The organism is Candidatus Leptofilum sp. (assembly GCF_965223285.1).
In the GTDB taxonomy this organism is placed as follows: Bacteria; Chloroflexota; Anaerolineae; order Promineifilales; family Promineifilaceae; genus Leptofilum.
In genome coordinates, this window is sequence record NZ_OZ244997.1 from 112,965 (window position 1) to 133,961 (window position 20,997).

Consider the following 20,997-nt stretch of genomic DNA (forward strand, 5'->3'; position numbering starts at 1 on the left):
AAGATAATTCCGAACGGCTATTATTCATTATTTTGCGACCAAAATAGAAGCAGGATGAGAATAATCTCAACCATTTTGGTCATCAAACCCAGTCCATCTTCCATCCACAGGCCGCCACGATGGGTAACAAAGTAAAGCACAATGGTAACGGCCGTATAGCCGATCAATCCCCACCTAATTACAGGTCGCAAAGGTACCAGGCGCGGCAGCGGCAGAAACAACATAGCAAGCAAGGCAATATACCCCAAGCCGTTCAGGATTAAGAGTGGGCGTGCAAGCAAGAGGTGGATGACGGCCGTAACAAGCCCAAACCCAATAATTGCAAAGTCTGCTTTGCTGAGACTGCCAAGATATTTCGACATTAGCTAATCTGAATCAAACCCTCTGGCGGGTAATTAATCTCTTGCAGGAGTGCTTGAATTTTCTCCCAGGACGCAGGATCATCCCAGGCAACCGTTACTTGCTTGGTCTCCTGTTCTGCCTTCACGCTTTGTACGCCTGCCAATTCGCCCAACTCCGTTTCGATGGCGTGGGTGCAGTGGCCGCAGCTAATGTTAGGCACTGTAAATGTTTTTTTAGTCATGAGTGTCTCCTATTAAAAATTGATAGTAGCTGGTAGTTAGCGGCTTGTAGTTGGTTAGCAACACAAGGCCAACAACTATCCACCAGCCCCTAAATCTTGTTAGACATGGTGAAAACGCTGGTAATTTCTTGCAGCACCCGCTCACGTTCATCTGGCTCATCATTACGAATGGCCGTGGTAACGCAAGTATGCAAATGATTATCCAGAATCATCGAACTCACTTTGTTTAGAGCCGCCTGCACAGCTTGCACTTGCTTGATGACATCAATGCAATAAATATCTTCGGCCACCATGCGTTCGATGCCTTTCAAATGGCCAGCCGCACTGGCTATTCGTTGGGTCACTGCTTTCTTAGTTACGTTGTCCATATCGTCCTCACTCAACCCCACCCCCTATGGGGGGGGGTATACGGCTAAATCATACCACAACTATCGAGTGCTTATCAAATTCACTTCATTATTCCTCATTTTTGCCATTAATCAGCTGCGTCTGATCATAGAGGGCAGCCGCTTCATAGCGACTATCCACCTCCAACTTCTTCAAGATATTGTGGACATGGTTTTTTACCGTGCCCACCTCTATGCACAATTCATCGGCAATCGCTTGGTTACTCATTCCCTCCCCTAAAAAATCCAAAACTTCTTTTTCGCGAGGTGTCAGCTCCTCAATCAACTCAGCCAGGCCATCCAGGTCTGCACACATTTTTGACAACATATTCAAACGTGTCATAAAAGCCATCACCATATCTGGTGAAGCAAAAGATTGATCCTTGTGAATGGCACGAATACTTTCAACCAATTCATCAATATCTACTTTCTCTAATACATATCCTTTTGCACCTGCCTCAATATAAGACAAAATTGTTTGTGGTTCTTCCTCTACCCCGGTAATAACAACTCGAATCCCTGGGTATTTTTCGGCGATCTTTTTTGTTAATTCGAGGGCACCATCATCTGGCATATGCACATCGATTGCCATGATCTCACAGCTTTCAGCTTTCTCTATCGCTTCCTCAATTGAAGTTGCATACCCAACCACCTGTAAATCTGGTTCATCGCGCAAGGCTGAAGCCATGATGCTGCAAATCAGCCTGGTCCTATTTACCACTAAAATCTGTATCATGCCTGATTCCTTTGCCTCTGTCGGCAATATCAAGATAGAGAAGACACCTCGCGTTCACAAATAACATTCGACCACTGGAAAAGCTAATGAAATGAAAAGTTTCGGTAGAAATAAATTTGTATCCTGAGTTTATATCTAAGATACATGGCGACAAACCTAATGCGCCTCTAGAGTACGTAAACCTGAACCGAATTGGGCTTCAGGCTAAACATTTAACATATTATGCACGAAGGAGAAAAAATGAACGAAGATATTTTAAAGGGCAAGTGGGAGCAAATTAAAGGACAGGTTCGTCAGAAATGGGGTGAACTTACAGATGACGATGTCGATCGGATTGCAGGTAAACGTCAGGAATTGGTTGGCGTTATTCAAGAACGATACGGCCGTGCACAAGAAGAAGCGGAAAAAGAAGTTGACGAATTTCTGACAGCTTATACAGAATAACGAAGCAAGGAGATTAGCAATGTCTTTAATAAATATCGTTGCGTGGTTAATTTTTGGCGCAATTGCAGGCTGGATAGCCAGCAAGATCATGAATCGTGACAATCAAATGGGAGCCCTTGGGAATATTGTTGTCGGAATAGTTGGGGCCTTTATTGGGGGATTTGTTATGAACACGATTGGCGGCTCGAATGTTACAGGCTTTAATCTTTACAGTCTACTGGTTGCAATTTTAGGTGCAGTTATTCTGCTCTTTTTAATCGGCGTACTCCGCAAAGTTTGACCTCCTCAATCGGTACTTCTGCCTTATTGACAAAATGATTGACGAAAAAAAGTGAAGCTGCTATACTGTTAGCGGCTCCCCCCCCAGAGGTGGTCGGACTAACGCCCGTTAGTTCGCCACCTCCTTTTTTTGCCTATTTGAAATTAGGACGCAACTATGCCTGACGCTAAACCATTTCTTGTTGCTAATGCAACGGCCGTTCTCCCCCATCGCGTACTAAAACCAGAGAAAATTGGACCACATCCCACCGTCGTGATGATTCATGGTTACCTGGGGAACGAAGACGTGATGTGGATTTTTAGCCAGACGCTGCCCAAAGAGTGGCTGCTGGTTGCACCCCGCGCCATCGTGCAGGAACAAGAAGATAGCTATAGTTGGCATCCCCCTCAGCGGGATGAATGGCCAACGTTGACAGATTTTGATACGGCCGTTGACCAGCTCATCAAATTTTTAGACAGTTTGCCAGAACAGTACGAAGCCGACCCGGAACAGATTTACCTGATGGGGTTTAGCCAGGGGGCGGCGGCTGCATTTGCCATTGCCATTCGCGAACCAGAGCGCATAAAGGGAATTGCCAGTTTGGTGGGATTTATGCCGCGGCAGGTGGAGGATGCAATTGATACGGCCGCTTTATCCGATTTGCCGGTTTTTATGGCAGTGGGCAAGGAAGACGACAGCGTACCGCTAGAGATTGCCCGCGAGAGTGGCAAAGCAGTACGCGCCATGGGCGCGTTTTTAGAGTATCGGGAGTACGACACGGGCCACAAGCTGAATGGGGCGGGAATGCGCAAGCTCAGGCAGTGGTGGGCGGAGCGAGCCGCTCTTTTAACGCAGTTGTAACTTTGAGGAAAGCGGCCGCTTGGGGCGTGTCTGGACGGTCGTGCATGAGAGGGTGGGCTTGATTGATGCTGCGGGAAACGGCCGTTGTCATCGGAATCTGGCCCAAAATTGGCGCATCATCTAGAGACGCAGGCCGCCATTTGGCCGAACGCTGGAAAATCTCATGCTTTTCATCACAGTTAGGGCAGATGAAGTAGCTCATGTTTTCCACAATACCCAGCACAGGCACGTTGGCTTCCTGAAACATCAGCAGCGAGCGGGAGGCATCCAGCAGGCTTAAATCCTGCGGCGTGGTGACGATGACCACCCCACGCAGCGGCACCCGCTGAATGAGCGACGCCTGGGGTTGCCCCGCACTAGGCGGCAGGTCGATGAGTAAATAGTCGAGTTCTCCCCAAATGACATCCTTGAGCGTTTGCACCACCAATTGCCCGACTGCGTCTGGGCTGCGAGCCGGATCGATCACTTCATTTTCCCCCACCAGCAAACCTATCGACATGATATTGAGGCCAAAGCGATTGAGGGGTTTGATGTAGGCAGGTGCCTCTTTGCGGCGGGCAATAGCGGCCAGCCCTTTGGCCGCTTGGCGGCGATGGACGCCGAGCATAATCGGTACGTTTGGCCCGTAAATATCGGCATCAAAAATGCCAACGTTGGCCCCCTGCTGCTGCAATGCCAACGCCAAATTGACGGTGACCGTTGTTTTACCAACACCGCCCTTGCCACTGGCAACCGCGATAATGTTTTTTACACCTGGCAGGATAATCTTCATCATCACCGAACTTGCTCCTTTTGAGAATCATCATTATTCAACCGGATTGTGGCTCAGCGGTCAAGAAAGTGAAGCTGGCTTACAATCATTTTCATGAATTTCTCTGTCTTGAATCGACTGCTCGAACTGGAAACGGCCGTTGCGCACAAAACAGTGGCACCAACGGGTAAACGGCCGTTTGCACACCAGGCTGGCAATCTGCCGGTTCTTATTTCTGCCCCACATGCCACCGTCCACCAGCGGCAACACCGCTTGAAGCGCGAGGAAGGATTTACAGGCGCGCTGGCCCAGTTGGTGGCAGAGACAACCGGGGCACACGCCTTATACTGCCGCTATCAATCCGCAGATGATCCAAATTGGGATGCACACAGTCCATACAAGCGGCAGCTTCAGAAAATTGTACATGCACACAACATCCAGTTTGTACTGGACCTACACGGCATGTCCAATCGGCATAAAATTGGCGTGGCATTGGGCAGCATGAACGGCCGTTCCTGCCCAAATCATGAGCCAGCTATTGTTACGGCCGTTGCCAAGCAATTTACCCAAACGGATGAAGCCACGGCGGCATCCTTCCTCCGGCTGCATTGGAATCATTTTGTTTTGAACCACTCCCGCTTTACCGGAGGGTTAGCAAACCATACCGTCACCCGCTTTGCCTCGCAAACGCTAGGCATTCCAGCTGTACAAATTGAGCTTTGTGCGGCGGTACGGGTGGTGCGGAAACGGCCGTTTGCCCTGCCAAAACCGATCTTCCAAGCGGTTACCACCTTGCAAAACGTGGTGAAAACAGTCGCAGCTACATTGTAAATGCCCAGCTGCAAAGCGTCGCTTTTGGCTGGCCTATTGCTAATGGCTTCTGAGCGTTGTGTAAAAATCAGAGCCAACTATGTAACCTATGCTAAAATTTCTCGTCAGTAAGCTAAGGAGATTGACTAATGAACAAACAACCGTGGTGGAAAGGCCCAAATGGAGAGTGGTATGTCGTTATCCAATTCATTTTGTTTGGATTGGTGGCCTTTGCCCCCGCGTCGCTGCCGGGTCAGGCAGCATGGAGCGGCCTATGGCACAGCCTCTCGCTGATAGCGGGCTTTGCTTTGATTGGTGTGAGCGGCGTGTTGGTGTTTTTCGGTTTGTTTAGCCTGGGCAGCAATTTAACGGCCGTCCCCCGCCCCAAAGATAACGCCCACATGGTTGAACACGGTGCGTACCGCGTCGTGCGTCATCCCATTTATAGCGGGATCATTTTGGGCGCGTTTGGGCTTGGCTTGCTGCGTGGGGGTTGGCTAGCCTTACTGTATGCGCTGGTGTTATTTCTCTTTTTTGACATTAAATCGAGGCGAGAGGAGAAGTGGCTACACGAGAAGTATGATGGTTATGCCGATTATCAGCAGCGCGTGCGCAAACTGATTCCATTTATTTACTAATTTGGAGGTTTTTAGATGAAACGTATTTTGCTTAGTTTTGTTTTAGCGATGGTGATGTTGGGTACGGCCGTTGCTTGCGGCGGCAGTGAACCAGCAACAACTGATGTTCAACCAGCCATTTCCGCCGATCTCAATGAGGTGCTGAACTTGCCAGACACGGTGGACGTGCAAATGGTGGCCACCGTTAAGGAGCGAGACGATGTGCTGGTTTTAGATGTACGTGAGCAATGGGAGTATGATGAAGCGCATATCCCCGGCGTTACGCTCATTCCCATGGGCGAAGTTGCCAATCGCCTAAGCGAAATCCCTACCGACAAAGAAGTGATCGTCACCTGCCGCAGCGGCAATCGCAGCGGACAAATCACCGACTTTTTACGGCAGCAAGGGTATGACAATGTGCACAATATGGAAGGCGGCATTCTGGCTTGGCAAGCTGCCGGTTTTGAGGTAGAGCAGTAAAAGAGTTTTTTGCCACGAGTTTCACGAATTTACGCGAATCGTTTTATTTTTCGTGTAAATTCGCGTCATTCGCGGCAATTATTTTGTTTTTTGTGATGGGTGCGTTTTCTTGCCGATATTCTTGATCATCACATCATGACGTGGGAAGGCAAGATCAATCCCTTTCTCTTCAAAAACAAGCCGAATTTGACGCCGCAGGTACCGCTGCACTTCCCACTGGCCGTTGGGCAATGTTTTTACCATAATCCGCAGCCGTATTGACCAATCTTCTAGCCCTTCTACCCCCGTAACCACCGGGGTTTCTTGCAGCAGCAGTCCCATCATTTTGTCATCCACAGCCATTTGGCCGATCTCTTTGAGGGTGGCAACGGCCGTATCCACATCTTCTTCGTACGTGACGGCCACATCCACAATTGCCCGCGACCAGTCACGGGATTTGTTGGCCACAATACGAATCTCGCCGTTGGGGATGATATGCACCGTGCCGTGAACGTCACGCAGCTCCGTCGCCCGCAGCGTCATATGCTCCGCCGTGCCAGTGATACCCCCAATTTCAACCACATCCCCCACCGTGTACTGGTCTTCGATGAGGATAAACAGGCCAGCAATCATATCCTTCACCAACGTTTGTGCACCCAAACCAAAGGCCAGACCCACAAACCCCACGCTGGCAAGTACGGGCGTAATAGCTACGCCCAGCTCCGTCAAAATCATCATGATAGCGGTGCCGATGATGATGACCACGCCAGTGCTGTGAACCACGCGGAAGATTGTCTTGGTACGCCGATCCAGCTCGCTGTCTTCCACATCATCCATTGCCTGAATGCGTTTGCTGAGCGTTTTTGTGGTGATGCCTAGCAAATAGTAAGCAGCGATGCTAACCAAAATAATAATCAAGATGGTTACGCCATGACTCCGTAACCAAATGCCAGCTTGTTCGTTAAAATTCTCCATCAAAAATACAATCCACAGATTAAGTACACCGTTAAATAAGAAGTATTAAGCTTTCTTGAATTTAGAATTTGCCTCATTAACAACCGAATAACGAGCATTTAGCTTTTTGCGGCAATCTTTGATGGAAAACTGCCAATTAATTTTGATGCGTTTTTGCGTTCGCTCAGTGATCAATGCCATCACTTCCGATTCTAGTTTCTCAATGGTCGGAATCCGACGATTAAGACAAAGACGCGTCAGTGCTGAAAACTCAATTTCAATCATGTTTAGCCAACTGGCCGATTTCGGCGTGAAATTGAATTCAAATCGTTGCGCTAAAGCAAACGCCTTGTCTGCAGGCAAGTTTTCGTAAAAAGCACTCTCATCATGTGTGTTCAGATTGTCCAAGACCAGACGAATCTTGATCGCATCTGGATAAGCGGCTGCTAAGGCTTGGCAAAACAGGGTGAACTCCTTTTTGGTACGCTGGCGATGCACTTGCGCCAAGCGGTTGCCAGTCAATGGTTCAATGGCAGCTAAGAGCGCACAGGAACCATTTTTTTCGTAGGCATAATGTTCTTTACGCACCTTGCCATTCTGCATAGCAATGGGTTGCATCACATCATCAATGAGAAAACAGGGTCGTTCATCAAAGCAGACAACCGGGTAAAGCGGATTGTAAGGCAAGGCATAAAGCCAAAGAATGCGCTCCATTTTGGCAATAAACCGACTGGTTATCTTGCCAATTACCCAATATCGTTTCAGGTGCGGTTTGAGTTCGTTTTTTTGAGAATGAGTCGCACTTCCCCATAGGAAATGGTCTCGACTAATTCCAACTCGATGGCTTTGTCAGCTAATAGCCGCAATGACCATTTCTCCTATCCTGCTGGCGGGTCAGAGCAAGCCAATGCTGTGATCTTGGCTCGTTGCAGTCCGTCAATGACGGTTGGGCGGCCTGGCCTTGGTTTGTCGGTTAAGACAGCCAACCCTGAATCCTGATATTTTTTGGCCCAGGTTGATACGGTTTGGATAACGACACCAACGATGGCTGCAACTTCTGTAAAGGTTCGACCTCGATCTAATTCGATGAGGGCGGTTGCTCGTTTAAAGGTTTTGGCGGGTAAACTGCCTTTCTTGATCAAGTTTTGCAAATAAGCTCGATCTGCTTCACTGAGGGTAACATGTTCTTTTTTCATCCTTCCAGCTTATCGAACTATTTGCTCATCAACAAGATTTTTACTTCTTTTATTTAACGATGTATTAAGCAGATGACGCAGATTAGATTTTACAAAACACAAAAATCCGCGAAATCTGCGGCAAATTTAGATTTTACTTGTCATAATCAAAGAATCCACGCCCGGTTTTGCGGCCCAAACGGCCGCTTTCTACCATGTGCTTCTGGATGGGATGAGGTCGGTATTTGGGCTCCTGAAAATATGCGTCGTAAACAGATTGCGTGACGGTCAGATTGACATCGCAACCAATCAGATCAATGAGCTCAAATGGCCCCATGCGAAAGCCAATGGAACGCATGAGCTTGTCTATGGTGGCGGGATCGGCTGCGTTTTCACCTAGCAGCCGAAACGCTTCGCCGTAAAACGGCCGTGCCACTCGATTCACAATAAAAGCGGGCGTATCTTTGCACAGAACGGCCGTTTTCCCTAACTTGGCAACGTAATTCTGAACGGCCGTTACCGTCTCATCACTCGTAAAATCTCCCCGAATGAGCTCCACCAGCTTCATAATGTGAGCCGGATTGAAAAAGTGAATTCCCAAAAATTTGTCGGCGCGATTGACGGAACCAGCCAGCGCATTGATGCTGAGGCTAGACGTGTTGCTGCCCAAAATGGTGTGGGCAGGTGCGGCTGCATCCAGCGTGGCAAAAATCTCTCGCTTCAAATCCAGCTTCTCAGGTGCCGCTTCGACGATCAGGTCGGCTTGTGCGGCCGTTTCCAGCGAAGTGGTCAGTTGGATCGCATCTTTAGCCTTCGCTGCCACTTCCGCCTCCGTTTTGCCTCGCGCTACTCCTTTATCAATTGAGGCATGAATGCCTTCCAGCGATTGCGCCAACAGTCCGTCCGCCACGTCATACAACACAACATCATATTCTGCCAACGCCGACGCCTGGGCAATCCCCGCTCCCATCGTCCCTGCACCAATAACTGCAACTCTGTTCATGCCATTCCCTTTTCGGTAATCGGTATTCAGTGAACGGTAAGCAGTAACAACAACCAATAACTGTCTACCGTTTATTCCCCTCTAAATTGCGCTGGCCGCTTTTCCAAAAACGCCATCACGCCTTCTTGGTTGTCGTGGCTGCGTCCGGCAATTTCTTGTAGATAGGCTTCGTACTCCAGTGCCTCAAACAGGTCAGTTTCCCACGCTTTGTTCATGGCCCGCTTGGCTAGTCCGTAGGCCAAGGTGGGGCCAGTTGCCAAGGGTCCAGCCCAGGCGGCCACCGTTTCCATCAATTGGGCGGCAGGCACCACGCGGTTCACCATGCCCCAATCGAGTGCTTTGTCTGCCGGAATTTTGTCGGCGGTGACGGCCATCTCGTAGGCACGCGCCTGCCCGATGAGCCGGGGCAGCAGCCAGTTGGTGCCGCTGTCTGGCACCAACCCCACCTTGCTAAAGGCCAGCATGAAGCTGGCACTGTCGGCAGCAATGCGTATATCGGTGGCCAGGACTATGCCAACGCCCGCACCAGCAGCGATGCCATTAATTGCCCCGATAATTGGTTTCTCTAGCCGCACCATTTGCTTAATGAGCTTATGATAACCATGGCGCAAATGCTCGCCAATGGAAAACGCATCGCCTCTGTCAGCCATATCGCTCAAATCTTGCCCGCTAGAGAAGGCACGGCCGTTTCCGGTTAGCACCACACAGCGAATCTCTTTGTCGCGGCCAGCTTGCTTAAAAGCGGCCGTTGTCTCGGCAATCATCTGATCATTAAACGCATTTAGCTTTTGGGGTCGGTTTAGCGTAATGGTGGCTACGCCATCTTTTACAGCAAACAAAATTGTTTCAAAACCCATTACATCCTCCTCAACATGCTCAATTTGCCGCTATGCTACCACTGCGCTGGCAAAAATAAAAACGCAGCCTGGTGATTCCAGACCGCGTTTTAGTTCATGTTTTGTAGAAGGTAATAATCAACTAGGGGAAAAATGGATCGTCATCTTCGTCGCTGTCGTCGTACTCTTCAATTTCTTCAATATGGGTTAAAGGAACCGCTACCCACAGCATGAGTGCTTCTCCTTCATCTCGCTGATCCAGGCGAATCGAGACGACATCTAGCTGCTGCCGCATTCGCATCTCATCTGGGAAATCGAGCCGAACAGGACGGCCGTCTTTCCAGGCACTGCGGCACCGATCCATGATGTCTTCGCCGTTGCCGGTGCGCAGTTGGCACATTGCCACCATGCGGTCTTCTGGCCCTTCCAATACAGACTGTACCCAATCGACTGGCGTGGGGCGAAATTCCGGCGTGGGGCCTTCAATGATTGTGATTAATTCAGGTTCAATTGTTGACATAACGTTTCCAAAGCATAGATTTGCAGCCCAAGGCTACAGGTTGACCCAATAGTACAGATTCACAAACTGCTTGGCAACCGCTTTTTGTTAATATTTCCTTTGATTTAGGGCAAAGTTGCTTCATTTTCACAAATGCCCAATTTCCACCCCGGTTAAAATTTCTAACCTGCTGAGCTGTTCACGGGTGCCAATGACAATTAGCTCATCTTGCGCTTGCAAAATTGTATGGGCATCGGGAATGGTCGAGCGGCCTTCACGCCACATGGCAATGATGGAAACGCCAGTTTCCTGGCGAATATTGGCATCACTCACCGTTTGGCCAATCAGCGGCGAGTTTTCGCCAATGACCAGCTCCTCTACCCATAGCTCAATGCCACCGTCTAATGTCACCACGTCAAAGAAGTCGGTCACGTGCGGCCGTATGATAATGTTGGCCATATGCTGCCCGCCAATTTGGTAAGGGGATACAACGCGATTGGCTCCGGCGCGGCGCATTTTGCGTTCATTATCAGCATTTACCGAGCGGGTTACGATGTACAAATTATTATTGAGCGCCCTGGCCGAAAGCACAATGAACAAATTGCGCGAATCATCGCCCGTGCAAACCAACATGCCCCAAGCACGGTTAATGCCTGCTTGCAGCAACACTTCGTCTCTCGTAGCGTCGCCTTCTAAGTAAATCAATCCGGCTTCTTCGAGTACGGCCGTTTTCTCTGCATCTCTTTCCACAATTACCACCTGGCGCTTGCTATTGATGAGGGAGGCAATGGCACTCTGCCCCACACGGCCGTAACCACACACAATGACGTGGTTCTCCATTCTGTCGATGGTTTGGGTCATGCGTCTTTTTCTCCAGGTGTCGCCAAGATTGGCCGTCAGTAAATATTCTAATCCGTAAGCAATAAAGGCTACGCCAGCTACCAGTAACCCCACAGTAAACACGCGTCCCCCGGTCGTCAGCGTGCGAACCTCGCCAAAACCAACCGTTGTGAGGGTGATGGCCGTCATGTAAAACGCATCCAAAACGTTCCACCCCTCGATGAGCATATATCCCAGGGTGCCAATGGCAAACAGAATGAAGGGAATAACAATGAGGGCAAGGACACGTCGGTTCATGGTGCTGAGATTAACAAACAAAAGTGCCAGCGTCCAGATGTTGCAGGATAGTCGTGACGAACGGCCGTCTGCCAGTCCAAACCTCCGTCAAAATCTGTTCCGGCGTTGCCCAGCGCAGCGCGGCCACTTCTGCTTAGGCCCACTTTTCCGCTCCGCCCACAATCCGCGCCCGAAAGACGGCCCCCACATCCTGAACCTAGTCGCCATTGGCATGGGTGTAATTGAACGCCGCCCCGCCTGTTTTCTAAGCCATTCTATGTAACTCATCTTTATCCCCTAATAGTCCTGTTTTTCACGTCGCATTAACCCGTGACCAGTGGGTAATCTATTAACATACCGTAGATGAAGTATCAAAATCTACGCACACGGCTCGCCGCCGCCCGAACCAAAGTCGCGCTTGGCATTGGTCCGAAGATTATATTGCCGTATTTCTTGCTCACGCTTGTGGTCGCCAGCGTGGGTGCCTTCGTTGTTACAAACCTCGTTGCCAGCTCGCTAGAAGAAAGAATCACCAACCAACTGCTGGATGCGGGACAAATTGTAGCCGAAGGTATGGTTCGCCACGAAGAACAACGGCTGCAAACGCTGCGTACCGTCATTGGTACCACCGGCATTCCTGCTGCAATGGCAGACAATGAGCCTGCCACGCTTGGCGATCTTGCCCCCCAAATTGTCATCAACAGCAACACCGATGCCGTCATGCTGCTAGATATGAACGGCGTAGAAATGTACAGTTGGCGGCGTACCAACGCCACCGATGATATTGACGGCATTACCAGCAGCGGCACTGATTTTTCGGATGTCGAAGTGGTACAAAAAGCGTTGCACAATGAAGAAGATGCTTTGGGCAATCGGCATGTTTTCATCACGGAAACCGACGATGGATTAATGCTGTTTACCGTTTCGCCCGTATTTTATGAGGGGAATCAGGTGGGCGTGGCGATGATTGGCACGTACAGCCGCCGTATGATGCTGGAACTCACCCTCAACGCCGTGGCCCGCGTCACGCTTTACGATGTGGAAGGCGAAGTGCTGGACACCTCATTGGGTGGGGGTGAAGTGGGGATTACGGCTCTATACCAGAACAATCCAGAAATTTTTGAAGATGTCATTACCGAACTGGGCGAGTCGCCAGAGCAGTACGCGCTGGTGGCCAGCACGGCCAGCCGCGAGGTGCCGCTGCGTCGCCTATCGGTGCTAGACCAGCGGTATGTTTTGGCGTATGGTGATTGGCAGTTGCGCGGCCAATCTTTTGGCATGTACAGCGTGGCTCTGCCCAGCAACTTTATTGTAAGCACTGTGGCCGTGAGCCGGCAGCAGTTCACCGCAATCTTCACATTGGCGATAGTAGCGGTTTTCATTGGCGGTTTTCTCATTGCGCGGCGCATTACAAACCCGATTCATCATCTGGTTGATACGGCCGTTGCCGTGGCGGATGGTGATCTCAAACGCCGCTCTGAAATTCGGGCCAATGATGAAATCGGGCTACTCTCCCGCACCTTCGACCGCATGACGGCCGCTTTGGCCGAGCAAAACCAAACCCTCGATGCTCAACGCAGCCAGCTAAAAGCGATCCTGGACAGTATCGTGGACGGCATTATTGTGCTAGACACCGAAGACAACATTCTCAGCGTCAACCCTGCGGCCGAAAAGCTGCTGGCAGATTTGGCCCAGGATTTTTTCTCTGGGCCAGTCCGCGAGCTAAACGCTGCGGCCAATGGGCACACCAGTGGCAAGCATGAGTTTGCAAACGTGACGGATTTGCTGGCAATTCAGGACAGTGGCCAACACCCACGGCGGTATCAGTTGGGCAACCGGGTACTCAGTGCCTTGGCAGCTCCCGTTCAAGACAAAAATGACCAGCCCATTGGCAGCGTGATTGTTATGCGCGACATCACCCGCGAGGTGGAAGCCGACAACCTAAAATCTGCTTTCATCACCAGTATTTCCCATGAACTGCGCACCCCACTGACCGTCATCAAGGCATACACAAATCTGATGCAAACCAAGCTCAACGGTCATGCTGATGAGCATCAGAAACAGTTCATTTATTACATTAACAAAGGGAGCGAGGAACTGGAGCATCACATTGATCAGCTCATCCGCATTTCTGAGTTGGAAGCGGGCACGATCTCTATGAAAATGTCCCAGGTGAATGTCCAAAGCCTTGTAGACAGTGCAGTCACGCGATGGCAAGAGCGATTTGAGCAGAAAGACATTGGTCTGGAAAGCAGCGTGCCAGAGCGGGATTTGTGGGTACAGGCGGATGCGGAGCATTTGGGACGCGCCATTGAAAATTTATTGAGCAATGCGCTTACCTACACGCCAGAAGGCGGCCACGTGGAACTGTGTGTCTATGAAGAGAATGGCAGTGTCCGGCTGGACGTTCTGGATAATGGCATTGGCATTGCCACCGCTGATCAGCCGCATTTGTTCAATCGCTTTTTCCGCGCCAACAACAACGTCAATTTTGCGGCACGCGGCGTGGGGCTGGGTCTTTACATCACCCGCACCGTCATCGAGATGCACGGCGGCTGCGTCCGTGTGAATAGTGAATTGGGGGTTGGCAGCACCTTTTCCATTGAGCTGCCGCTGATGGAGCCTGCCTGATGCGCGTTTCCCCCATGATTCCGCCCAAAGCGACGCCAAAGCCTAATACACATACCAATCGGCGCAATATGTATGCCTGGCTGCTGCTGGCATTGATTATCAACTTTGCCTGTATTTTCTCGGCGATGTGGTTGGGGCTTAATGTTGGGGAGATTGATTCGCTCAATGCCAGCATGTTGGCACAGTCCACGGCCGATTACAGTGATCAATTTGATTTTGAATTTGCCCCCCTAGACCCAACGGTAGCGGCAGCCATTGAAGATGATTCGGAAACGTTGCGGGCAACTGGCACGGCCGTTTCACAAACCCCTGTTAGCATTATTCCTTTCCCGCCAACCGTTACGCCGTCCAACACCCCGTCACCCACCAAGACGCCAGAGCCAACGGCCACCAATACGGCCGTGCCTACCAACACGCCGTCACCAATCAATACCAATACGGCCGTGCCCACCAACACACCATCTCCTACGAATACGCCCCAGCCGACGAACACCAATACGGCCGTGCCTACCAACACACCCGTTTCACCCCAACCAACCAATACGCCTGTTCCACCCCAGCCAACCAATACGCCATTCCCAACCAACACCCACACACCAGTACCAACCAATACACCGCAGCCAACCAACACCCCCATTCCGCCAACCTTCACGCCATCGAATACGCCAACCGTTCCCTCCACCATGACCCCGCTGCCTAGCCCCACGCCGCAGCCAACCAGCACGCCAACTATCATTTACACTGCGTCCCCAATTCCCACTTTTACGTCCACGCCAACACCATCGCCGTAGTTCCCCACCTGTAGCGGCAGAACGGCCGTGTAAAAATCCACCAAATAATTCGACCAATTTCATTTCCTGAGTAGAATCCCTTGTCGCCTGGTTCCCAAATGGATACTGTGGCATATGCTCAAATGAGCAACCTTATTCAAGTGGCGACGTAATCACATTGGCTCCCCAAATGGTGGGGAACCTGTACAAATTCAGATGGCTCCCTAGTGAGCAGCACGTGCTTTCCAAATTGCAAAAATGAAAGTAGCACGTCATTCTGACCTGGAGGTTAAAAAAGAAGATGTTTAGAAGTTACATAGACCCAGCAGAAAGCAAAGAAGCACGCCGGAAGCTACCAAAATTGATGGTTGAAGGCTTGTTGTTGGGCGGAACTGGCTTGGGCGTTTTGGCGCTCATCTTCGAAATTGCTGCCGACGCCTTTAGTGTGGCAGCTTATCAAACCTTGCTTGCCATTCATGGCGCAGAAGGTCATCATGAAATTGCAATTTTGGCATTCATCGTGCTGTCTGCCTTACTGCTATTGGGCATTGTGCCAGCTTATAAAGCCGGGGCTTATTTGCGCCCCAACGCAGGCGGCAGTGGCCCGTTGGTAGAAGCCATTGGCCCACCCAAAATGCGCTGGCTCTCCTGGATTGGCACCAGCCTTTTCTTCCTGGACGCCATTCTCACAATCATTATCAGCTCTATCTCCGCCTCCGATGTCACCATGCTGCTCCTGCCAGAGTTGGCTCCTTACCGAATTGTGTTGGCAGAGCTGTTTGCCTTTTTCATCATGGTGGTTTTGGTTGCGCTAGGCCCCAAACGAGCCGTACCGCTCTTCCTCATTGGTGGTGGTGCCTTTACGCTCTTCACTATTGTGGCCCTCAGCATCGTGGGAACAACCGCTATGGGCAATCCCGAATGGGCCTTTTTAACAGAAGGCATTGTCAGCCGTTTGGAGATCAATGGCGTTGCAGAGCACGTCGTTCGAGCACAACAAGATATTGCCGCCATTGGTTCGGTGGTATTCTTCCAGCTCTTTTTGCGCTCAATGTCCAGTGCCATGCTTGGCTTTTCTGGCTATGAAGTGATTCCGGCTAGCGGCAAACACGCGGCCCGCCCCAAATGGAAAGTGATTAACACGTCCCTCACGCTGGCCGCCTTCTTCTTGATTGGCACGGGGGTGGTGCAGCTTTTTGCTGCCCAGCAATGGAAAATCCCGGCCACAGAAGGGTATAGCACCTTGCTTATTGAGTACGAAATTATTGCCGCCCAAACATTTGGCAATGGCATTGACGAAGCAGATGTTGTGGTCACCGAACAAGATCGCAATGCAGCCGGCCAAATTTATGATTTACGCTCGGTTGAACACGCTGAAGAGGAGCTACTGGGGGAAGGAACGGCCGTTCACAGTGAAGGTGTCGAGCTTTCGCGAGGTGAGTTCATTGATGAAGTCTCCTACGATTTAGCCCTCTCGCGTGAATTGGATTCTGCTACCAGTGGCACATCTGGGCAGGCGTTCCTGGTTGTAGGTGGCACCCTGCTAGCGATTATCCTGCTGTTGGCACAAGGCGGTGGCTATGTGGGGGGTGCGGCCGTTGCCGCCAACGCCGCTCGGTTAGGGCGACTCCCAGGCATGTTTGCCGATGATCGCATTGGTATTGCCGTGATTTGGGGACTTGCCGCCATTTTGATTCCCATCATCCGAGAAGTAGTTATCGTTGAGTCCTACTACGCCTTTGGCTTTGTTAGTGCTTTTGTCATTACCAGCACCACCGTCTTTTTTGTCCGCGACAGTGCCATGCGCGAACGGGGCATCGAACCTGGTTCTGCTGAAGCGCGTTCGCTAAAATTTGCAGGCTTGCGCGGTATGATTGCTAGTTACATTATGATGATCATTTTGATAACGCAAAAAACAGATGCGCTGGTTGTTATCGTCATATTTGGTGCCTTGCTCACCATCATCCAAATCGTCAACGCCAATGGTGGCCTGAAAAAATTATCCAATATTTCGGTGCGACCACCTTCACCATTGCAACCGCAAGATGTGCAAACTCAGATGGGCTTGCTGCGGGCACATGATGAAGCCCGGCAACGCGGCATCGTAGATGCAGTCGAAGATATGATTCACGAAGGAGCATTTGCCAAATTCAACGTGGGGCCACACAGAATCCGGGAATTGATTTGCCACCTGTATCAGCTAAAGCCTGAGCTGTTTGAACACAACGACGCCCACCATGAACGCATTCAAGAGCCAAGCAGCGAGCTAGAAGAAACATACCGGCAAGCGTATGAACAGCGTGACAAAATTTTGCGAGACGTGGAAGATTACTCCCACTTTGGCATTTTCACCTTTATTCACAACTACCACATCAACTGGGTATCTGAAGAGCATGGGCGAGATGCATCTGTGGTGCAAAAGGCGATGTTAAACATTTTGTTCCCGCAGACGGAAGCGGATGTCATCTGGGAGGAATTTTGCGCCTACTCACCTAAAATTCAGCCAGAACCTATCTGGCAGTTTAGCCGCCGCCGCTACCATTGGGCCAAAGATCAATGGCCCAACCTGAGTGATCGCATCACAACCATTTGGACGTTACAAGATTTTGGCCTCATTTCCAAAGATATTAACGTGGAAACGGTCATTGCCGTAGCAGATGGCAAAAAGCAAATGCTCGTTAAAATTCCGTCAAACCCCAAAGAGGGGGATGATGCGGCAACGAGTAAGGAAGCGATTGACAGCGAGTAGGAGTGAATCACCATGAAAGCAGTTTTGGACAAATTACAGATTCAAACAAACAACCTTGGCGTTTGCACCGGGCCAGGCAGCTGGCTTCACACCAACGCATCTCCTCTTCTATCTCTCAATCCTACCAGTGGAGAGCCTATTGCCCAGGTCATGCCAGCGTCAGACGAGGCGTATGACACGGCCGTTGCTGCCGCCCAATCTGCCTTTACCACCTGGCGCAGCACCCCAGCCCCCCAGCGCGGCCAACTGGTGCGCGACTTGGGCAACGCCCTGCGCGACAATTTAGAGCCGCTGGGCGAACTGGTGAGCCTGGAGATGGGCAAAATTCGGGCCGAGGGCATTGGCGAAGTGCAGGAAATGATTGACATTTGCGACTTTGCCGTGGGCCTCTCGCGGCAGCTTTATGGCCTCACCATGCACTCGGAGCGGCCCGGCCACCGCATGTACGAGCAGTGGCACCCGCTAGGGCCAATCGGGGTCATTACCGCCTTCAACTTCCCGGCGGCCGTTTGGGCCTGGAATGCAGCGTTAGCGGCCGTTTGTGGGGATACCGTCGTCTGGAAACCGTCAGAGCTTGTGCCGTTAACGGCCGTTGCCATTCAGCACATCGCCAACCAAGTCATGGCCGATCATGGCGTCAGCGGCGTGTTTACCCTCGCCGTTGGGGATCGTGCCGTGGGCGAGCTAATGACCAACGACCGCCGCCTGCCGCTCGTCTCCTTCACTGGCTCCATTCGCACCGGCCGCATCGTGGCCGAGACGGTGGCGCGTCGCTTTGGCCGTACCATTTTGGAGCTAGGTGGCAACAATGCCATCATCGTCGCCGCCGATGCCGATTTAGATTTGGCAACCCGTGCCATTTTGTTTGGCGCGGTAGGCACGGCGGGGCAACGCTGCACCAGCACCCGCCGCATCATCGCCCACCAATCGATCGCCGCTGAACTAACCAACCGCCTGGCAAACGCTTACAAGCAAGTAAAAATTGGTGATCCACTGGTGGAAGGTACCTTGATGGGGCCGCTGAGTACGGGAACGGCCGTATCCGCCATGCAGCGCGCCCTAGCCAGAGCCCAAAGCGAAGGGGGCGAAATCGTCGTGGGCGGCAACACGCTTCCCGACGTCGGCCCGCAATTTGTAGAACCCACCATCGTCAAAATGCCCCGTCAAACCGACATCGTGCGGGAAGAAACGTTTGCCCCCATTTTGTACATTTTGGAATACGAAACGATTGAGGAAGCCCTGGAAATTCACAACGGCGTGCCCCAGGGACTCTCCAGTGCCATCTTCACCGACTCTATCCGCACCGCCGAAGCCTTCCTCTCCGCAGGCGGCTCCGATTGCGGCATCGCCAACGTCAATATCGGCACCTCTGGCGCAGAGATTGGTGGCGCATTTGGCGGCGAAAAAGAAACAGGCGGCGGGCGCGAATCCGGCTCCGATGCCTGGAAAGGGTACATGCGCCGCCAAACCAACACCATCAACTGGTCTAAAGATTTGCCGCTGGCACAAGGTATTAGCTTTGGTGATTAGAAGATTTGTCAATTTAGGCATTTTTGCAGCGAATTAGCCCGAATTTTCACGAATTGAGTCTAATTTCGTGAAAATTCGCATAAATTCGTTGCAAACCTAAAACAAAATCAAAGCTGCAACTTGCGCTAATTTGTTATCCAGCTAAATAATCGTTCACCTTCGCCGTCTCGATTTGCCAAACTGTTTGAGATTGATACGGTTCAAAGCCTAAATCTCGATTGATTTTAAGCATGGCGGCATTGGAGTCTGCATTGGTGGTGCGGATGAATTGCACAGACGGCCGTTCCGCCAACACCTTCTCCAACATCGCCGCCTTCAACCACTTGCCCAAACCAAGCCCGCGATATTCATGGAACACACCCGTATCCCCTTGATTGCAAATTGTCATTTGGTCAGGTCGCAAGACCACTTCCGTGTAGCCCGCCAACTTTTTAGTAGCACGCTCCTGCACAAACATCGTCCAGCGTTCCATGCCTTGTGCTGCGAACATTTTTTCAATTTGGCGCAAATGATCTTCAGTGAGACGTGAATCTTCCACATCTAAATCTTCAAGAGGCTGCTCATTCATCACCTCCCGCAAAGCCACAATTTCGGCCAAGCGGTTGTCAGGATACGCCCCCTGCCAGCAGCCTAAGGAAAACTGCACCTGAGGCGCATTTTGCTGCCACCGTTGCAGCAAGGTGCGATCCAAATTCGCCAGCGTTAGTTGATTCATGTGCGTTGACAGCCCACGACTCGCTCCCGTTCGCAGCGCAAACTGTTCTCCTGCCGCTACACGGCCGTTTGTCTCCCCAATGAGCAGCCGACGATTGTGTACCTCTGCTTCGGCCGCAACAAGTGCCAATAGTTGGCGGGCAATACCCTGTTGCCGATGCGCTGGTAAAACCTCAATATCAGCTTGCCCTAAATGCTGATTTTCTTCTGTGTCTAGATGTACAAACGTACCCCTGCCAAGTACGGCCGTTTCCGCCTCATCCCACACCAGCCACAGGCGCAAATGCACAAAGGGTGGGATCGAAAGCAAATTTGCCTTGATCGCCTCTATCGAGCGAGGCGGGTCGTCTGGCAAACGCTCGGCCCGCATCTGGTTTACAAACCGCTGCAAAGCAATAAAATCATCTTTCGATGCCTCTGCTGGGGGCAACCCCTTAATTTTATAGCCACCTTTCACTGTTCCGAATCCTTTGGGAAAATTCCGCCCTATAAAATGCGGCTCATAAGCGCATTTTTCACTTTGTCGCTCGCCTTTAGCACCCCGTAAACTTTGATTGACTCAATGGTGTCAAGCGCCAATTCTACCGACACATCACTTTCAATAATCAGACTGCCAACTACCCAAGCCGATACCTTTTCGCCAGCCGCACGCCGTTCTTCCAGATAGGTACGGCCGTACATCACCACCCCTACCGCCATCGTCTTGCGCGTTACCGTCTGCTTTACTTCATCCGCATGTTTATCCAGCAAATTGCGAATACCCGTGCGAATAAAATCGGTGCGGTTGGAATAAAACCCTTCATCTACTAGCAAATCCACTTTACCCAAATCCACAACGCTCATATTAATTGTAATTTTTTCGCTATCTGCCATATTGCACCTCGTCATCTTTTTGCCATCCACATGGATGGTATGGAGCATATATTATACCGGATCATCCATACCGTCAACTAATTCCATCCAAATACCATCCTTGCGGATGGTGTTGAGCGACTACGGCCGTTTGCCACTCTTTGCTAAAATATGCACCTATCAATATGGGAGGCAACTATGCACAAGCAAGGCAACATTCAACTTTGGCTTTTACTAACGACAATTTTCTTTTTGTCCTGTA

25 protein-coding genes are annotated in these 20,997 nt (G+C 50.9%); 11 read left to right on the forward strand and 14 right to left on the reverse strand.

All coding sequences use genetic code 11. The features are described from left to right. Positions 1-20: 20 nt before the first annotated feature. The 4 genes from ACOQPU_RS01015 to ACOQPU_RS01030 all read right to left on the reverse strand — a co-directional run bounded on the left by ACOQPU_RS01015 (position 21) and on the right by ACOQPU_RS01030 (position 1,705). The gene (locus ACOQPU_RS01015) at positions 21-362 is read right to left on the reverse strand and encodes a hypothetical protein (RefSeq protein WP_420643278.1); all 342 of its coding nucleotides are present in this window, start codon (positions 360-362) and stop codon (positions 21-23) included. Further along, positions 362-583, reverse strand: coding sequence for a heavy-metal-associated domain-containing protein (locus tag ACOQPU_RS01020; RefSeq protein ID WP_420643279.1), 222 nt, complete (start codon positions 581-583; stop codon positions 362-364). Before ACOQPU_RS01020 ends, ACOQPU_RS01015 begins: the two co-directional genes overlap by 1 nt. A gap of 89 nt (positions 584-672) precedes the next feature. Then, entirely contained in the window at positions 673-951 is a 279-nt protein-coding gene (locus ACOQPU_RS01025) for a metal-sensitive transcriptional regulator (RefSeq protein WP_420643280.1), read from the reverse strand. Positions 952-1,039: 88 nt separating this feature from the next. Continuing rightward, the gene (locus tag ACOQPU_RS01030) at positions 1,040-1,705 is read right to left on the reverse strand and encodes a LuxR C-terminal-related transcriptional regulator (protein WP_420643281.1); all 666 of its coding nucleotides are present in this window, start codon (positions 1,703-1,705) and stop codon (positions 1,040-1,042) included. A 240-nt stretch (positions 1,706-1,945) separates the two neighbouring features. Between ACOQPU_RS01030 and ACOQPU_RS01035 the strand changes: the two genes are divergently transcribed. The 3 genes from ACOQPU_RS01035 to ACOQPU_RS01045 all read left to right on the forward strand — a co-directional run bounded on the left by ACOQPU_RS01035 (position 1,946) and on the right by ACOQPU_RS01045 (position 3,269). After that, positions 1,946-2,149, forward strand: coding sequence for a CsbD family protein (locus ACOQPU_RS01035; protein WP_420643282.1), 204 nt, complete (start codon positions 1,946-1,948; stop codon positions 2,147-2,149). Between the two features lie 19 nt (positions 2,150-2,168). After that, positions 2,169-2,429 carry a GlsB/YeaQ/YmgE family stress response membrane protein gene (locus ACOQPU_RS01040; RefSeq protein WP_420643283.1) on the forward strand — a complete coding sequence of 87 codons (261 nt, stop codon included), beginning with the start codon at positions 2,169-2,171 and terminating at the stop codon, positions 2,427-2,429. Positions 2,430-2,585: 156 nt separating this feature from the next. Further along, the gene (locus ACOQPU_RS01045) at positions 2,586-3,269 is read left to right on the forward strand and encodes an alpha/beta hydrolase (protein WP_420643284.1); all 684 of its coding nucleotides are present in this window, start codon (positions 2,586-2,588) and stop codon (positions 3,267-3,269) included. On the opposite strand, the gene ACOQPU_RS01050 is transcribed toward ACOQPU_RS01045, so the two are convergent. Further along, complete coding sequence (locus tag ACOQPU_RS01050) at positions 3,223-4,044, reverse strand: Mrp/NBP35 family ATP-binding protein (protein WP_420643285.1); 822 nt, start codon at positions 4,042-4,044, stop codon at positions 3,223-3,225. The two genes, ACOQPU_RS01045 and ACOQPU_RS01050, sit on opposite strands and share 47 nt — an antisense overlap. A 90-nt stretch (positions 4,045-4,134) precedes the next feature. On the opposite strand from ACOQPU_RS01050, the gene ACOQPU_RS01055 reads away from it, so the two are divergent. From ACOQPU_RS01055 to ACOQPU_RS01065, 3 genes are all read left to right on the forward strand, one after another. Next, the gene (locus ACOQPU_RS01055) at positions 4,135-4,851 is read left to right on the forward strand and encodes a hypothetical protein (protein WP_420643286.1); all 717 of its coding nucleotides are present in this window, start codon (positions 4,135-4,137) and stop codon (positions 4,849-4,851) included. 128 nt (positions 4,852-4,979) lie between these two features. After that, complete coding sequence (locus ACOQPU_RS01060; protein ID WP_420643287.1) at positions 4,980-5,468, forward strand: methyltransferase family protein; 489 nt, start codon at positions 4,980-4,982, stop codon at positions 5,466-5,468. Between the two features lie 15 nt (positions 5,469-5,483). Continuing rightward, positions 5,484-5,927: a rhodanese-like domain-containing protein gene (locus tag ACOQPU_RS01065; protein WP_420643288.1), complete on the forward strand. Its 444-nt coding sequence runs from the start codon at positions 5,484-5,486 to the stop codon at positions 5,925-5,927. 78 nt (positions 5,928-6,005) lie between these two features. Here ACOQPU_RS01065 and ACOQPU_RS01070 read toward each other — a convergent pair whose 3' ends face one another. The 7 genes from ACOQPU_RS01070 to ACOQPU_RS01100 all read right to left on the reverse strand — a co-directional run bounded on the left by ACOQPU_RS01070 (position 6,006) and on the right by ACOQPU_RS01100 (position 11,510). Beyond that, on the reverse strand, positions 6,006-6,881 hold the full coding sequence (locus ACOQPU_RS01070; protein ID WP_420643289.1) for a mechanosensitive ion channel family protein: 876 nt from the start codon (positions 6,879-6,881) through the stop codon (positions 6,006-6,008). 45 nt (positions 6,882-6,926) lie between these two features. Continuing rightward, positions 6,927-7,691 (reverse strand): IS630 family transposase, encoded by a 765-nt coding sequence (locus ACOQPU_RS01075; RefSeq protein WP_420645808.1) that lies wholly within the window; start codon positions 7,689-7,691, stop codon positions 6,927-6,929. Positions 7,692-7,738: 47 nt separating this feature from the next. Next, complete coding sequence (locus tag ACOQPU_RS01080) at positions 7,739-8,056, reverse strand: helix-turn-helix domain-containing protein (protein ID WP_420640548.1); 318 nt, start codon at positions 8,054-8,056, stop codon at positions 7,739-7,741. Positions 8,057-8,189: 133 nt separating this feature from the next. Beyond that, on the reverse strand, positions 8,190-9,038 hold the full coding sequence (locus tag ACOQPU_RS01085; RefSeq protein ID WP_420643290.1) for a 3-hydroxyacyl-CoA dehydrogenase family protein: 849 nt from the start codon (positions 9,036-9,038) through the stop codon (positions 8,190-8,192). Positions 9,039-9,109: 71 nt separating this feature from the next. Then, positions 9,110-9,895 carry an enoyl-CoA hydratase-related protein gene (locus ACOQPU_RS01090; protein ID WP_420643291.1) on the reverse strand — a complete coding sequence of 262 codons (786 nt, stop codon included), beginning with the start codon at positions 9,893-9,895 and terminating at the stop codon, positions 9,110-9,112. A 121-nt stretch (positions 9,896-10,016) separates the two neighbouring features. After that, positions 10,017-10,394 carry a hypothetical protein gene (locus ACOQPU_RS01095; protein WP_420643292.1) on the reverse strand — a complete coding sequence of 126 codons (378 nt, stop codon included), beginning with the start codon at positions 10,392-10,394 and terminating at the stop codon, positions 10,017-10,019. Positions 10,395-10,520: 126 nt separating this feature from the next. Further along, positions 10,521-11,510, reverse strand: a complete 990-nt coding sequence (locus ACOQPU_RS01100) for a potassium channel family protein (protein ID WP_420643293.1) — start codon at positions 11,508-11,510, stop codon at positions 10,521-10,523. On the opposite strand from ACOQPU_RS01100, the gene ACOQPU_RS01105 reads away from it, so the two are divergent. The 5 genes from ACOQPU_RS01105 to ACOQPU_RS01125 all read left to right on the forward strand — a co-directional run bounded on the left by ACOQPU_RS01105 (position 11,509) and on the right by ACOQPU_RS01125 (position 19,169). Next, positions 11,509-11,772, forward strand: coding sequence for a hypothetical protein (locus ACOQPU_RS01105; protein WP_420643294.1), 264 nt, complete (start codon positions 11,509-11,511; stop codon positions 11,770-11,772). The two genes, ACOQPU_RS01100 and ACOQPU_RS01105, sit on opposite strands and share 2 nt — an antisense overlap. Before the next feature lie 80 nt (positions 11,773-11,852). Next, positions 11,853-14,120 carry an ATP-binding protein gene (locus ACOQPU_RS01110; protein WP_420643295.1) on the forward strand — a complete coding sequence of 756 codons (2,268 nt, stop codon included), beginning with the start codon at positions 11,853-11,855 and terminating at the stop codon, positions 14,118-14,120. Then, the gene (locus tag ACOQPU_RS01115; RefSeq protein WP_420643296.1) at positions 14,120-14,911 is read left to right on the forward strand and encodes a hypothetical protein; all 792 of its coding nucleotides are present in this window, start codon (positions 14,120-14,122) and stop codon (positions 14,909-14,911) included. Before ACOQPU_RS01110 ends, ACOQPU_RS01115 begins: the two co-directional genes overlap by 1 nt. Positions 14,912-15,191: 280 nt before the next feature. Then, entirely contained in the window at positions 15,192-17,639 is a 2,448-nt protein-coding gene (locus ACOQPU_RS01120) for a hypothetical protein (protein ID WP_420643297.1), read from the forward strand. A gap of 12 nt (positions 17,640-17,651) precedes the next feature. After that, a complete protein-coding gene (locus tag ACOQPU_RS01125) occupies positions 17,652-19,169 on the forward strand; it encodes an aldehyde dehydrogenase family protein (protein ID WP_420643298.1) in 1,518 nt (505 codons plus the stop codon). A 133-nt stretch (positions 19,170-19,302) separates the two neighbouring features. On the opposite strand, the gene ACOQPU_RS01130 is transcribed toward ACOQPU_RS01125, so the two are convergent. Then, positions 19,303-20,340, reverse strand: a complete 1,038-nt coding sequence (locus ACOQPU_RS01130) for a GNAT family N-acetyltransferase (protein WP_420643299.1) — start codon at positions 20,338-20,340, stop codon at positions 19,303-19,305. A gap of 29 nt (positions 20,341-20,369) precedes the next feature. Further along, positions 20,370-20,804 (reverse strand): CopG family transcriptional regulator, encoded by a 435-nt coding sequence (locus ACOQPU_RS01135; RefSeq protein WP_420643300.1) that lies wholly within the window; start codon positions 20,802-20,804, stop codon positions 20,370-20,372. Positions 20,805-20,997: the final 193 nt, after the last annotated feature.